Genomic DNA, 13,640 nt, shown 5'->3' on the forward strand with positions numbered 1-13,640 from the left:
CAAGCGGGCTATCTGGCGAAATGAAAGGTAAAAATACCTTTGAATTCGTCGCAAGCGAACGCCTGATAGCCTACTCCCCTGGCGTACGGCTGACAAGCAGTTCATATTTGTCCAGCGAGGCGCCAAGAATCGCTTCATTCCCGCCTGCGCCGCGATGCGACTGACGGAAGGCGTCGCTGGAAGTCCAGCCCTTAAAAGCATCCTCGTTCTCCCATACGGTGCAAATTTTCAGTTCCTCTGCACCATCTTTGGGGCTGCCGTGCCATACCTCCATACGGACGAAGCCGGGCATGTCCTGTACCCCGTTTGATGCCCCGAAGCGCTGGGCTATGGCCTCAGCATGGCCCTCCTTGATCTTGATGGTATTGGTAACTACAAGCATTCCAAAGACCTCCTTCATGCTAGAGAATCCTACCCGTACCCTTTCTGTAAGACCGCCGCAGCGGGGTGACAGCCTTAACCGCTTATTGCGGATTGGTTGTCCAGATCCCCGCAGTCTTCAGGAAGACACGGTCGGGCAGCTTCAGGGCGGCCAGGGTCAGCTCGGCCACATCCTCAGGCTGCATCATCCGGTCCTCATCGCCAATCTTCAGGCCGGCATTCTCCGCAAGGCCGGTGTTGACAGTGCTTGGTGTGAGAGCGACCACACGGATGTTGTGCTTACGGACTTCCTGCGCCAGCGCCTCGGTCATGCCCATCAGCGCAAACTTAGAAGCACAGTAAGCAGAGCCGGTGGCAAAGCCCCGTTCTCCGGCTGTAGAAGAGATGTTGATGATATTGCCGCTGCTGCGCTCAATCATTGCAGGCAGGGCTGCCCGGGTGACATAGTAGGTGCCGAACAGATTGATCTGCATATGGCGTTCCCAATCCGCAGGGTCCATTTCCAGAAATGTGCCGAATTTGGCGATCCCGGCATTGTTAATCAAAGCGTCAAACGCGCCGAGGTCATTCTGCAGGGAGACGACCGCCCGTTCAGCGTCCTCGCGGACAGCAATATCTGCCACCGCGATGCTTACCTTAATATCGTACACTTCAGTCAGCGCTGACTTGAGCGCCTCCAGATCAGCTGCTGTTCTGGAGACTAACCCCAGATTTGCACCTTCCTTGGCCAGCGCCATGGCCAGAGCTTTGCCGATCCCTTTGCCGGCACCGGTGATGACAATGCTTTTTCCTCTCAAATCCATAATCTAACTTCACGCTCCTTTTTACATAAGCTTAGTAATGAGGCTGCTATTCAGCTCCCATTATACCTGAGCGGGAAAAGAGAAGCACGCGAAGGGAAGGAGAACGCACCTTCCGGTCTTATTTTTCAACTTCCAGCTTAGTCAGCGGAACAGTTGCCGGACCCTCCAGCACCTCTCCATCATAAGAATAACGGGAGCCGTGGCAAGGGCAGTCCCAGGAGCGTTCACCATCGTTCCACTCGGTTTCGCAGCCCATATGGGTGCAGGTTCTGTCCACCAGGTGCAGCTTTCCTTCGGGATCGCGGTAGGCTCCAACGCGCTTGCCGTCGTGGAAGACCACCGCCCCTTGATCCGGCTCCAGTTCATGCGTCCTTTTATGCACAATCTCCACTTTGCCTGCAACCAGTTCCTTTGCAACATTGGCGTTTTGGACAATGAAGTTTTTAACTGAAGGCCGGGCTTTGAAGCGTGAAGGGTCATACAGTTCCGTATAAGGATTGTTGCGCCGCTGGATGCCATCCGCTATCATGCGTGCGGCCAGTGTTCCGTTCGTCATGCCCCATTTGCGGAAGCCGGTGGCGATATAAATTTCCTCATCCTCGGTTCTTTTGCCGATGTAAGGGACACGGTCCAGAGTAATGAGATCCTGGGTCGACCACCGGAAGGGAATGCCCCGAATGCCCAGCAGTTCCCCGGCGAACTTCTCCAGATTCTCATAATGGCCATGGGTGCAGATGCCTTGCCCCGTCTTATGGTTGTCCCCTCCGACAATGACCAGCTTCTTGCCGTTCCATTCCACGGCCCGCAGCGAACGGGTGGGGTCTCCCGCACTTAAATACATTCCGCCCTCATAATCGGTTTCCGGATCAATGGCCAGACAATAGGAACGCTCCGCATGCAGACGGGAGAAATATAAAGCGCCGCCATCATAAAAAGGATAGTGCGAAGCCGATACCGCATGCCGGCACCTGATTTTAAGTTTGCTCTGCTCTGTATACAGTGTGAGCATGCCGCTGTCCTTGTCGACTTGTTCTCCAATCATGGTATGCTCGTAGATAATCCCGCCTTTATCCAAAATAACCTCCAGCAGTCCCTTAAGATACTGGAGCGGATGGAAACGGGCTTGTCCCGGCAGCTTAAGGGCACCGTCACTCCGCAGCGGAAGCGAAATATGGTCTTGCCACTCACCTGGAAGCCCGATCCTGCCATAAGCCTTGAACTCCTCTTCAAGCTGCTTCAGCGTCTTCTCATCCCCCTCATCTGCGTAGAGATAAGCCGCTTCGCGTGTGAGGCCACAGGACAACTTCAGTTCTTCTGCGGTCTGCACCATCCACTTCAATGCCTCGTTGTTGGACTGATAGTAGAGCCGTGCTGCTTCTTCTCCGAAGTTATTGACTAAATCGTGGTAGATCAGGCCATGCTGTACGGTGATTTTGGCGGTGGTAAACCCGGTAGTGCCGGCAAAAAGTTCACCTGCTTCCAGCAGCGTTACCTTATACCCCGCCTGGGTCAGCAGATAGGCAGTCGTAATCCCGGTAATCCCGCCGCCAACAATCGCGACATCTGTAGAATGGTCTTCCGCAAGAGCCGGAAAGGATGGCACCTCCGTACTGGCTCTCCATAACGATTGCGGGAATTGCGGAAGGCTCTGCGGGAACTGGGGGCTGTTCATCCTGTTTTCCTTCATATTTAATCTCCTCCATCACTGTAAAGACTCATTTCATTTATTACCACACTCCCGCTAAAAGAAACCCGTCAGACACCAGGGGTGCATGAAATAGAGATAGCCATGCCACAATAAGGGGCAGCAGCCGTTAGGACGGATTTGGAGCAGGGAATGATCCATGCCGGAACAAATGCGGTAACGGAAGAAGGGATCTTTGGAGTGGATCAAAAATGGCTGAGCAGTTTTGCCGTTTGGGAGGACCAGGAAGGCTGACTGCAGCAGACGGGGAAATCGGCCTGCTGTGTCCCGTTGATCTGCAAGATGCAGCCTTCCTCATTGACGCTGTGGTCATCTGGATTTATACTTGATCTAAAAATAAATCAGAGGATGATGAAGATGAAGACCCTGAATCTGACCTCCCAGCGTCAAGCTGTGTATGACATTGTCCGGAGTTCACATGACCACCCCACTGCAGCAGAGGTAATGAACCGGCTGGTAGAGCAAGGGCACAACCTCGCCTATGGAACCGTATATAATTCTTTGCGTTATCTTTCGGACAAACAAATGATCCGTGAGCTCAAACTGGGGGAAGCCGCCAGCCGCTATGATGCCCGTCTTGATGACCATCAGCATATCCTGTGCGAGGTGTGCGGGGCAGTGGATGAGGTGATGACCCAGGTGCCGCAGGAGTGGACTGACCAGGTGAGCAGGGAGACAGGCTATAAGATAACCCATGCGCATGTAGTGTTTGGAGGAGTGTGCCCGAATTGCAGAAGCAAAGGGGCCAAGCAGCCCTGAACGTTCGCAGGAATAAGGGCCAGGTAGATTTCCAGTTCAACTATATAGTCCCGGAAACCATATGCAGATATAAGAAAAGACCGTTTTCATTAAACGGTCTTTTTGCTGCGGTTATATGAAAATTCTCCAAATAAGTATGAGAATACTGAAGAGTTGTTGAAAAAAAAAGGTTTTTTAGGAGTGATATATAATTATATATTAGACGGTACATAGGTCATACTTAAGACTCATAAGAAAGCGAGAGTGAGCAAAGAAGGATGAAACATAAAGTGAATATGACTATCCGTATGAAGCTAATTCTTACATATCTGGTTGTCCTCCTGGTGCCAAGTATCATCATAGGCTGGCAAACTTATGAATCGGCCAGCAGCAAAGTGGAAGGCCAGCTTCTGGACAATGCCGCTGAAAGTGTAGCTGCGGTGAACGAAATCATTAATGTGAATATGCAATCCAAAGTGGATGATATTCAGTATTTTGCCCAGCAGCTCTCCTCCTCGGCTATCGATGGAGACGGCAGCGCTGCGGTAGAGGCCAGATTGAAGGAGTACGCTGCGCTGCATCCCGATGTTCTGGATATTTACGTGGCAACCAGCCGGGCAGGGATGGTACATGCCTCGGATGCGAAACTTCCGGAAGGGTATGACCCGCGGAAGGAGGACGCTTATGTCAGTGCACTGAAGCACGGGAAGGGGGCGGTGATCTCACCGGCCTTCCAGACGGTTAATGGCGAAACAGCAGTTGCGGTTTCCGCAGTGCTTGAAGATGGGGGCGGGGTGATCGCTCTGAACCTCAATCTGGAGGAAATTGCCGATCTGACGAACATAAAGGTTGGGAAGGAAGGATATATTTTTTTGGTCGACAGCAGCAAAAAATTTCTTGTACATCCTATTGAACCCATTGGCCAAGAATCGTCGCTTGCTTTCGTTAAGCAAATGTTTAACGGAGAACACGGTTCGTTTGACTATACCTACAACAACGCTCCCCAAAAGCTGACGTATCAGGTGAACGGGCTAACCGGCTGGAGAATCGGGGGCACCATCAGCAAAAGTGAGGTGACGGCAGCCACTCAAGGAATCCGTGATACGGCTCTGATTGTCATCGCCGTCTCCGTGCTGCTTGCGCTTATGCTGGTGTATTTCAACGTGGCTTCGATCCTTAAGCCCCTCACCCGTCTGCGCAAAGCTACGGAGGTCATTGCCAGTGGCGACCTGTCAGAGGACATCGGCCGCTTCCGCAAGGATGAAATCGGGTTTCTTGCCGACAATTTCAGTTCAATGGTTGCCAATCTGCGCGACATGATTACAGGTGTAAAGGAGATGACCGGCAATGTGTCCGCTTCTGCAGAAGAGCTCACTGCCGGGGCGGAACAGACTACGAAGGCTATTGAGCACGTAACGATAGCGATTCAGGAGGTAGCGGCAGGCACAGAGCGGCAGGTGCACAGTGTGCAGAGAGGAATGGAGAGCACAGCGGCAACCGCGGGTGAAGTGGAGCATATCTCCGGATTCATGGAGCAGGTGTCGGCAATGATGGAGAAGACCTCGCTGTCCGCTGCCGAGGGCAATGATTCGGTGATCCACGTGGTGGACAAAATTAACGGCATTCACGAGACAGTGGAGGAGCTCAGCAGTGTAATCGGCAAGCTGAATGACCGTACAGGAGAGATTCACGGGATTGTCGGTGTAATTACGGGAATTGCCCGCCAGACTAATCTGCTGGCGCTCAATGCTTCTATTGAGGCGGCCAGAGCCGGGGAGCAGGGCAGAGGCTTCGCAGTTGTTGCTGCTGAAGTCCGCAAGCTGGCTGAGGAATCAGAGGGATCCGCGCACAGGATTGCAGATCAGATTGATTCCATTAACACGGAGATGCAGCAGGCAACGGCGACAATGGAGGATGCCCGCAGGAAGGTGTCGGAAGGCATAATGGCGGTGGATACCACCGGGCGCTCTTTCTCCCGCATCCGCAGAGCAGTTAAGGGGGCGGCCGAGAAGATTGAAGCCATGGTGGAAGCCGTTGGCACACTGACGGCTGAAGCTGTCAGTATGAAAGCTGCGATCCATGAGATTCAAGCGATCTCTCAAGAGGCGTCCGGCAACACAGAAACGATATCAGCCGCCGCTCAGGAGCAGCTGGCTTCGGTAGAGGAGATTGCATCCTCCTCAGCGGATCTAAGCCATCTTGCCGGGGAGCTGCAGGAGCTCGTGGGACGTTTTAAGCTGTCGGAGAAATAGGCGGAAATTGCTTTTCATCTTTTCTTTTTGCGCCCAATGCAAGTATACTGATAAGCAATAAGTTTGTGGGCTGATGAGGGGGAGAAAGAATATGGCAGAGCAATTGCAAGGTATTACCGTCGCCCTTGCCGGTCCGCGCAAGGCGGAAGAAATGGCCAGGCTGGTGCAGAACATGGGAGGCACGGCGCTGCACCGTCCTGCCCAGGGGACGGTGTTTCTGGATGATCAGGCGCTGCGGAAAGGAATTGCCGCCTGGATAGCCCATCCGCCTGATCTGGCTATTCTGACGACAGGGATGGGGCTGGAGGCGCTGTTTGAAATGGCAGCGGAGATGGAACTGGAGGCGCGGTTTCTGGAGGTTCTCTCGGCTTCGCCAATTGCCGCACGCGGCTACAAGACGGTTAATGCGCTGAAGAAGCGGGGACTCCGGCCTGAAGTACGCGATGATGACGGGAGTACAGCCGGGCTGGTTCGGGGCCTGAAAGACTGGGATCTGCGCGGCAAGTCGGTTGCTCTGCAGCTCCATGGCGATCCTGCTCCCCAGTTGGTGGCCTGGCTGAAGGAGGCGGGGGCGTCAGTCCTTCAAGTGGAGCCGTACCGCCATACGCCGCCGGAGCCTGGGGCGCTGGCCCGGCTGTATGAAGAGATTACAGAAGGCAGAGTCGATGCAGTAGCCTTCACGAGCGCTCCGCAATTCCGTTTTTTGGCTCAGTATGCCAGGGAGCAGGGGAAACTGAAGGAGCTGGTGGAGGCCTTTGAGCACAAGGTGCTGGCGGTTTCTGTAGGACGGATCACCTCGGAACCCCTGAAGGAGGAAGGAATAACGCGGATTGTGATGCCCGAGCATGAACGGATGGGCAGCATGTTTGTGGAACTTGGGAAATATATCGCGTCCCGCCGCTGATGGTCTGTTAAGCCAATAGATATAGGAAGTCTCATAGGCACGGACATTTATTGCGGGCAATGGACAACCTCAGCCATTTTACTTAGAATATAGGCAACTAAAAAGACAACTATAGATACAGAAAGAAGGAGGAGGTCCCCTATGGACAAGAGAAAATGTCTGCTTTTGGGTGACTATACCCACCCCCGTTTTCATCCGCTGCAGGGTGTGGACAAACAAATCAGCGATATCCTGAATGATCTGCTGATTGTGCAGTGTTCGGAGAATAAAAAGCTGCTGCTCAGCGAGCACTTATCAGGATATGATCTGTGCATCGCATACAATGAGTTATGGAATGAGACCGTGTCCCCCCAGCAGACTGCGGGTCTGCTGAGCTATGTGAGCGGCGGCGGCGGACTGATCGTGCTGCATACCGGAATTTCGCTGGCCAAACGTTATGAGCTGGCCCATTTGATCGGCGGCAGGTTTACCGGGCATCCGCCTTATACTCCGCTGAACTTCAAGGTGCTGGAGCATGACATTACCGAGGGCATGGAAGACTTTCAGCTGGATGAGGAGCCGTATACGTTCGACTTCGATCCGTTTACGGAGAAGACGATTCTACTGGAGTATGAAGCAGATGGTGAAATGCGTCCGGCCGCCTGGTGTCACAGCTACGGGCTTGGACGGGTGGTATTTCTGATGCCCGGCCATCATGAACCCTCCTTCACACATCCGGCGATTCGTCAGCTGATCCTGCGGGCGGCTACCTGGGCGGCGCGGATCCCTAGATAATATATATATAGTGCGGCGGCTGTGCACAGGCTTGAATTTTGTGAAATGGCCCGCAAAAGGGTATACTCTATCCATAAATGGAATCATTGGGAGGAAAGTGCCATGAGTGATTTGTTCAAGAAAGCAATCTCTTTAGGAGTCGGCCTCACCATTGTCAGCAAGGAAAAGGTAGAAAAGGTAGTTGAAGATTTGGTGAAGCGGGGCGAGCTGGCCCCCTCGGAATCCAAGGCCCTCGTTGACCGGCTGGTGGAGCGCGGCGAGGAAGAACGCGGAGTATTCAAATCTGCGGTTCATGAACAGGTGGAACGTGTGCTGAAGGAGCTTAAAATCCCTGTTCAGAGTGATGTTGCCGGGCTGGAAGCACGGATTGCTGTCCTGGAGCGCCGTGTGGCGGAGCTGGAGGGAACTCCTTCGACGGAGGAAGCCCTGCCGGAACAGCGTACGGACTAAATGGCTGTACGTATAAGACATGCCGGGCGGTACCGGTCTATTGCCATGGCGCTGATGCGTCATGGCTTCGGCTATATGGTGGAGGAACTTGGCCTCTACCATCTGCTGTCCCTTCCGCGCCGGATGATTACCCAGGAGGTTCACGAGAGTCTGACGCTGGAGGAGCGGATCCGCAGGGTGCTTGAGGATTTGGGGCCAACCTTTGTGAAGCTGGGCCAATTGGCCAGCACCCGTTCCGATCTGCTGCCCGATTCCATTATTCAGGAACTGGTGAAGCTTCAGGACAGTGTCCCTCCGTTCTCGGCGGAAACGGCGCGCAATATTTTGGAGCAGGAGCTTGATCAGCCGATTGATGAAATGTTCAGCTACTTTGAGAATGCCCCGCTTGCCGCAGCTTCCATTGGCCAAGTGCACCGGGCTGTACTGCATGGCGGACAGAGTGTGGCGGTCAAAATCCAGCGTCCCGGTGTGATGCGGACCATGACACGGGATCTGGAAATTTTACAGGATCTATGCGCCCTGGCCGAGAGGAAGCTGGACTGGGCGAAGCAATACGGGCTGATCCGGATGGCAGAGGAATTCTCCCGGGCGCTGCTGGCAGAGCTGGATTATGGCCAGGAAGGGCGCAATGCGGAACGGATTGCCGGCCAGCTTACGGAGCACGATCAGGTCTATATCCCGGCGATATATTGGGATTACAGCTCCACCCGGGTGCTGACAATGGAATATGTCGAAGGCATCACATTGAACCACCGCGAAGAGCTGCTCCTGAAGGGCGTTAAGCTGAAGACGCTAGCCCAACAGCTGGTGGAGATGATGCTGAACCAGATTTTTATTCATGGTTTTTTTCATGCTGATCCTCATCCCGGCAATGTCATGCTGCTGGATGACGGGAAACTCGCGCTGATTGATTTCGGCATGGTTGGCCGGCTGAGCGAAGAGATGAAGGACAGCCTGTCTGCGCTTGTCATCGCCCTAATGCGCAAGAATACCGATTCTATGGTGCGGGCGATTTTGCGGCTGGGTGTCATTCCCGAGGAAGCCGACCGGATGGCGCTGCATGATGATATGGACAGGCTTCGCGAGGCATACTATGATATCCCGTTCAAGCAGGTCAGCATCGGCAAGGCGTTGAATGATCTGTTCGGCATTGCCCGCAAGCACAGGCTGGTCATTCCTCCTGACCTGGCAATGCTCAGCAAAACCATGCTGACGCTGGAGGGGGTTGTCGGCAACCTTGACCCGGCCTTCAGCATTGTGCAGATGGCCGAACCCTTCGGCAAGCGGCTGGTCAGGCAGCGCTTCAGCGGCAGCCGCCTGCAGCGCAAAATTCTCGGCGGCGTAGCTGACCTCGCCGAAAGTCTGGTAGAGCTTCCGGCACAGGCGAGACAGCTGTCTGCGCTCGTTGGCAAAGGCAAGCTGAAGGTGGAGGTCGTGCTGCCTGAGCTGAAGGGAATTGAACAGAAGGTTAGCCGGGTGGGTAACCGCCTCTCGTTCAGCATTGTGCTGCTGGCCTTCAGCATTATTATGGCCGGGCTGATTATTGCCTCTTCGCTGCGGGGAGAGCCTTCCATGCTCTGGGATTTCCCGATTGTCGAAATCGGCTCGGTGATCGCCCTGCTGATGATTCTATGGCTGCTGTACTCCATATTTAAGTCAGGACGGTTTTAGCTGTAATAATTATTCTTGGGGAGTTGCACACAAACAGCGCGGGATCAAGTACAATATAAAGGTTAACTTTTTATTCCTATAAGAAGCTTGGATATAGAGTGTAATGGAACGCAAATGGAGTGCCGTCTGAATGTCCGGTGGATCGCTGCTGCCCCAGAAACCGAACCTTGGACCGCGCATCTGCAGGGCTGAAGGGCGGCTAGTGAGACGGAAGGGCTCCGGTGACGGGGTTCTTCCGCTTTTGTTTGAATACGCGGCAGCCGCAGCATCCCTACATTACTCCAGAAACTGGATGACTATAGTGATATGAAATGAACAAATTAAAGAAAATTGTGAGGTGGAGACATTGCCGGGTTTTAAGGAACTGGGAGTATCTGAATTATTGAACGGCCTGCTTCAGGGTCAGGGTATCGCTAGGCCTACACCGGTGCAGGAGGAAGCGATTCCTCCGCTGGTGCAAGGGCTGGACGTCATCGCAAGGGCCAAGACGGGAACAGGAAAGACACTGGCTTTCCTGCTGCCGATTATGGACAAGATCCGTGTGGAGCAGGCGTACCCGCAGGCGCTCATCATGGCGCCGACACGCGAGCTGGCTCTGCAGATTACCGAGGAGGCCCGCAAGCTGGCGCGCCATACCGGAGTGAAAATTCTGGCCGTGTATGGCGGCCAGGATGTGGAAAAGCAGCTGCGCAAGCTGGAAGGCGGCCGGCATCTGATTATCGGGACGCCGGGCAGGCTGCTGGATCATCTGCGCCGGGGAACGCTGGATCTCGGCGGGGTCAAGATGCTAGTGCTGGATGAAGCCGACCAAATGCTGCATATGGGCTTCCTGGAGGATGTGGAGACCATTATTACGGCTGTGCCTTACCGCCGTCAGACGATGCTGTTCTCCGCGACAATGCCGGACCCCATCAAGCGGCTGGCGAGCAACTACATGAAAGAACCGCTGGATATCGTTATCAAAAGCGGTTCCCCTATTCCGCTGGACAATATCCGCCAGCAGGTGGTGGAATGCTCGGACCGCAACAAGGAAGAAGCCTTGATTGCGCTGATTGAGCGGGACCGTCCTTACCTGGCGATTATTTTCTGCCGGACGAAACGCCGTGTGTCCAAGCTGAATGAAGCGCTCCAGGCTGCAGGCTATGATTGCGACGAGCTGCACGGTGACCTGTCGCAGGGCAAACGCGAAGCGGTTATGAAACGGTTCCGTGAGGCGAAGCTGCAGCTGCTGGTGGCCACGGATGTGGCTGCCCGAGGTCTGGATGTCGAGGGCATCACGCATGTCTTCAACTATGATCTGCCGCTGGATGCGGACAGCTACATTCACCGGATCGGCCGGACCGGCCGCGCAGGCGGCAAGGGACTGGCGATCACGTTCTCTTCGCCGCGTGAACGCGCCGGGCTCGAGCTGATCGAGCACGGCATTTCCCAGCGGCTGGACCGCCGCCGGTACGAGAAGGATGAATTCGGCGTAGGCGAATTCACCTCCGTGCAGGGCGGCGGCTCGCCGCGCGGCGGACGCCAGAACGCCGCGCCGGAAGGCGCCCGCAGTGGACGCGGCGGGCGCGCCCAGGGGCGCAGCGGCGGAGCTCCGCGCGCCGAAGCCGGGGCCCGGCCGGGCGGACGCGGCCGCGGCAAGGAAGCAGGCGGCTGGGGCGCGCCTGCAGAAGGGCGCAGCCGCAGCGCAGCGGCTGGCGGCAAGCGCAGCGGCTGGGGCGACGCTGCGCCAAGAGACGGCGGGCCCGCCGGCAAAAGCGCGGCGAAGCCAAGACCGGGCGGCGGCTATGGCAGCTTCGACGCCCGCGGGGGCAGCCCGGCTGCAGGTTATGCAGCCGGAGGAAGCGCCGCCGGCCAGCGCGGCGGCAAAGGGGCCGCCGGTTCCAAAGGCGGCCCAAGCAGCGGCTACAGCGCCAACGTTTCCCGTGGCGCGGAAGCCGGAGGCTTCAGCTACGGAGCCTCCAAAGGAGCGGGCTCCGGCAGCGGGTATAATCCGGGCGGCGCTCAGGCCAGCCCTAAGCACAGAGCGAATGTGGCCCGCAGCAATGACGCCGGGGGCTGGAGTTCGTCAGCGCCAGCCAAGGGGGGCGGCGCACGCGGCGGCTCCAAGGGAGGCAAAGGCGGCTACGGCCCGGGCGGGCGCAGCAGCGGAGGCAATGCCTCTTCCCGTGGCGGCCGGGGCAACGGCTCCGGCGGCACACGCGGCGGCCGCGGCTCATCCAGATAAAGGCTGGATTTCATTTGTGAAACTTGTTACCATAGGACGGTCAGCCGCGCAGGCTGGCATTCTGTGGTAACATTTTTTTTGCCTTTGTGTATCTTTAACGTTTTGAAACATTTTGGACGCAAAGCTTGTCTATAATATAACTTGAACTTCAGATTTCATAGAGTATTGCCTATAGCGAATAGGTTGCGGGTGTTCCGGGTGCGAAGCTGGTCAGCGAAGCCGGGGCAAAATCTCCGTCTGTGCATTTACCGGCTGCTTGTCTGGAGCATTCATTAACTTACTGGGAGGAAACACAGGATATGTCTAAGATTGCCAAAATCGTCATTTTACTCATTATTTTAGTTGCTGTAGGCTGGGTGATAGGTAAATATAATTCACCTTCACCTTCGGCTTCACAGGAGGAGGGAGCTTCCGCAAGCGCGGGAGATGAGCTTCAGGGACAGCCAAGCTCTGCACCGGAGCCTTCAGCCGTAGCCAGCAGCGCCCCTGGGAAGCCAGACGCGGCCACAGGGAGCGGGCCTTCTGCCGAGCCGGATAATTCCGGTAATGAGGCTGCTGCGAAGCCTTCGCCAACGCCAACGGACAAGCCCTCTGATTCGGACCACTCCGGTTCAACCGATCCGGAAGCAGAGCTTACCGCTGCCGAGCCGGATAGTATGGCTGCTATGATTAATAAGCAGTATAAGCTGCCGGACGGCTATAAGCCGGCTGATCTGGTCTATCCTGATGTGCCGTTTATTTTCTCGGAAAAGATTGAGAAGCGGATGCTGCGGAAGGCTGCTGCGGATGCACTGGAGGAAATGTTCGCAGGTGCGTTGAAAGACGGCGTACATCTGGCCGGAGTTTCCGGCTTCCGTTCTGAGGCTACACAGACCCGGCTGTTTAATAACTATGTCAAAAGAGATGGCGAAGAGAAAGCCCGTACCTATAGCGCCGTGCCTGGACACAGCGAGCATCAGACCGGCCTGGCGATCGACCTGTCCGGCACGGATGGCAAATGCGCGGCAGAAAGCTGCTTTGCCGGAACAGAGGAAGCCAACTGGCTGGCAGCTCATGCGGCTGAGTATGGTTTCATTATCCGCTACCCGGAGGGCAAGCAGGCAATTACAGGGTATATGTATGAGCCTTGGCATGTCCGCTATGTAGGAAAGGATATTGCTGCCTCCATCGCGGAGAGGGGCATTACGCTGGAAGAGTACTATGACGCTGTTCCGGTATCCAAATAATTGGTCCGCTGATACATTAAAGCACTGCACTGTAATTCCCCGCAAGGTGGAGGGCAGTGCTTTTTTTGTATTGGTATAGAGGGATTATACATTTATGGTGTGAGTGTACAGTGGATTAAAATGCTCATCACTTGGGGGCGCCGCGAGGGCGACTGAGTGAAATGAGAGGTATAAATACCTTTGATTTGGCCAGAAGTGGGCGACTGAGTGAAATGAGAGGTAAAAATACCTTTGATTTAGCCAGAAGTAGGCGACTGATTGAAATGAGAGGTATAAATACCTTTGATTTAGCCAGAAGTGGGCGACTGAATGAAATGAGAGGTAAAAATACCTTTGATTTAGCCAGAAGTGGGCAACTGAGGGTAGTGAGAGGTATAAATACCTTTGATTTAGCCGGAATTGGGCAACTGAGGGTAGTGAGAGGTAAAACTACCTTTGATTTAGCCAGAAGTGGGCGACTGAGTGAAATGAGAGGTAAAAGTACCTTTGATTTGGTCAGAAGTGGGCAACTG

At 54.9% G+C, this 13,640-nt stretch carries 13 protein-coding genes; 10 read left to right on the plus strand and 3 right to left on the minus strand.

Annotated features, from left to right (window positions below; translation table 11 throughout):
• Positions 1-70: 70 nt before the first annotated feature.
• The 3 genes from BLQ82_RS22040 to BLQ82_RS22050 all read right to left on the minus strand — a co-directional run bounded on the left by BLQ82_RS22040 (position 71) and on the right by BLQ82_RS22050 (position 2,871).
• On the minus strand, positions 71-382 hold the full coding sequence (locus tag BLQ82_RS22040; protein ID WP_062522585.1) for an antibiotic biosynthesis monooxygenase: 312 nt from the start codon (positions 380-382) through the stop codon (positions 71-73).
• Between the two features lie 82 nt (positions 383-464).
• The gene (locus tag BLQ82_RS22045) at positions 465-1,184 is read right to left on the minus strand and encodes a 3-ketoacyl-ACP reductase (protein ID WP_062522583.1); all 720 of its coding nucleotides are present in this window, start codon (positions 1,182-1,184) and stop codon (positions 465-467) included.
• 118 nt (positions 1,185-1,302) lie between these two features.
• Positions 1,303-2,871, minus strand: coding sequence for an FAD-dependent oxidoreductase (locus tag BLQ82_RS22050; protein ID WP_244280932.1), 1,569 nt, complete (start codon positions 2,869-2,871; stop codon positions 1,303-1,305).
• Between the two features lie 209 nt (positions 2,872-3,080).
• Between BLQ82_RS22050 and BLQ82_RS32130 the strand changes: the two genes are divergently transcribed.
• The 10 genes from BLQ82_RS32130 to BLQ82_RS32135 all read left to right on the plus strand — a co-directional run.
• On the plus strand, positions 3,081-3,218 hold the full coding sequence (locus BLQ82_RS32130; RefSeq protein ID WP_157243789.1) for a hypothetical protein: 138 nt from the start codon (positions 3,081-3,083) through the stop codon (positions 3,216-3,218).
• A gap of 28 nt (positions 3,219-3,246) precedes the next feature.
• A complete protein-coding gene (locus tag BLQ82_RS22055; RefSeq protein ID WP_062522581.1) occupies positions 3,247-3,648 on the plus strand; it encodes a Fur family transcriptional regulator in 402 nt (133 codons plus the stop codon).
• Between the two features lie 275 nt (positions 3,649-3,923).
• Positions 3,924-5,879, plus strand: a complete 1,956-nt coding sequence (locus BLQ82_RS22060) for a methyl-accepting chemotaxis protein (RefSeq protein ID WP_244280940.1) — start codon at positions 3,924-3,926, stop codon at positions 5,877-5,879.
• Between the two features lie 91 nt (positions 5,880-5,970).
• The gene (locus BLQ82_RS22065) at positions 5,971-6,783 is read left to right on the plus strand and encodes a uroporphyrinogen-III synthase (protein ID WP_062522577.1); all 813 of its coding nucleotides are present in this window, start codon (positions 5,971-5,973) and stop codon (positions 6,781-6,783) included.
• A 141-nt stretch (positions 6,784-6,924) separates the two neighbouring features.
• Entirely contained in the window at positions 6,925-7,557 is a 633-nt protein-coding gene (locus BLQ82_RS22070) for a ThuA domain-containing protein (protein WP_062522575.1), read from the plus strand.
• Positions 7,558-7,659: 102 nt separating this feature from the next.
• Positions 7,660-8,007 (plus strand): phasin family protein, encoded by a 348-nt coding sequence (locus tag BLQ82_RS22075; protein WP_062522574.1) that lies wholly within the window; start codon positions 7,660-7,662, stop codon positions 8,005-8,007.
• Positions 8,008-9,678, plus strand: a complete 1,671-nt coding sequence (locus BLQ82_RS22080; protein WP_062522571.1) for an ABC1 kinase family protein — start codon at positions 8,008-8,010, stop codon at positions 9,676-9,678.
• Between the two features lie 346 nt (positions 9,679-10,024).
• Entirely contained in the window at positions 10,025-11,902 is a 1,878-nt protein-coding gene (locus BLQ82_RS22085) for a DEAD/DEAH box helicase (RefSeq protein WP_074648495.1), read from the plus strand.
• Positions 11,903-12,201: 299 nt separating this feature from the next.
• Entirely contained in the window at positions 12,202-13,128 is a 927-nt protein-coding gene (locus BLQ82_RS22090; protein ID WP_062522569.1) for a M15 family metallopeptidase, read from the plus strand.
• 161 nt (positions 13,129-13,289) lie between these two features.
• A partial coding sequence (locus BLQ82_RS32135) for a hypothetical protein (RefSeq protein WP_167544714.1) occupies positions 13,290-13,640 on the plus strand: 351 nt, incomplete at its 3' end.

The organism is Paenibacillus jilunlii (assembly GCF_900102965.1).
Taxonomy (GTDB): domain Bacteria; phylum Bacillota; class Bacilli; order Paenibacillales; family Paenibacillaceae; genus Paenibacillus_AQ; species Paenibacillus_AQ jilunlii.

What these genes read in the sequence shown, in the direction of transcription:
- BLQ82_RS22075 (WP_062522574.1), top strand. Translation starts at nt 7,660, where the DNA reads ATGAGTGATTTGTTCAAGAAAGCAATCTCTTTAGGAGTCGGCCTCACC.
- BLQ82_RS22060 (WP_244280940.1), top strand. Translation starts at nt 3,924, where the DNA reads ATGACTATCCGTATGAAGCTAATTCTTACATATCTGGTTGTCCTCCTG.
- BLQ82_RS22090 (WP_062522569.1), top strand. Translation starts at nt 12,202, where the DNA reads ATGTCTAAGATTGCCAAAATCGTCATTTTACTCATTATTTTAGTTGCT.
- BLQ82_RS22070 (WP_062522575.1), top strand. Translation starts at nt 6,925, where the DNA reads ATGGACAAGAGAAAATGTCTGCTTTTGGGTGACTATACCCACCCCCGT.
- BLQ82_RS32130 (WP_157243789.1), top strand. Translation starts at nt 3,081, where the DNA reads ATGGCTGAGCAGTTTTGCCGTTTGGGAGGACCAGGAAGGCTGACTGCA.
- BLQ82_RS22045 (WP_062522583.1), bottom strand. Translation starts at nt 1,184, where the DNA reads ATGGATTTGAGAGGAAAAAGCATTGTCATCACCGGTGCCGGCAAAGGG.
- BLQ82_RS22040 (WP_062522585.1), bottom strand. Translation starts at nt 382, where the DNA reads ATGCTTGTAGTTACCAATACCATCAAGATCAAGGAGGGCCATGCTGAG.
- BLQ82_RS22080 (WP_062522571.1), top strand. Translation starts at nt 8,008, where the DNA reads ATGGCTGTACGTATAAGACATGCCGGGCGGTACCGGTCTATTGCCATG.
- BLQ82_RS22050 (WP_244280932.1), bottom strand. Translation starts at nt 2,871, where the DNA reads ATGAAGGAAAACAGGATGAACAGCCCCCAGTTCCCGCAGAGCCTTCCG.
- BLQ82_RS22065 (WP_062522577.1), top strand. Translation starts at nt 5,971, where the DNA reads ATGGCAGAGCAATTGCAAGGTATTACCGTCGCCCTTGCCGGTCCGCGC.
- BLQ82_RS22055 (WP_062522581.1), top strand. Translation starts at nt 3,247, where the DNA reads ATGAAGACCCTGAATCTGACCTCCCAGCGTCAAGCTGTGTATGACATT.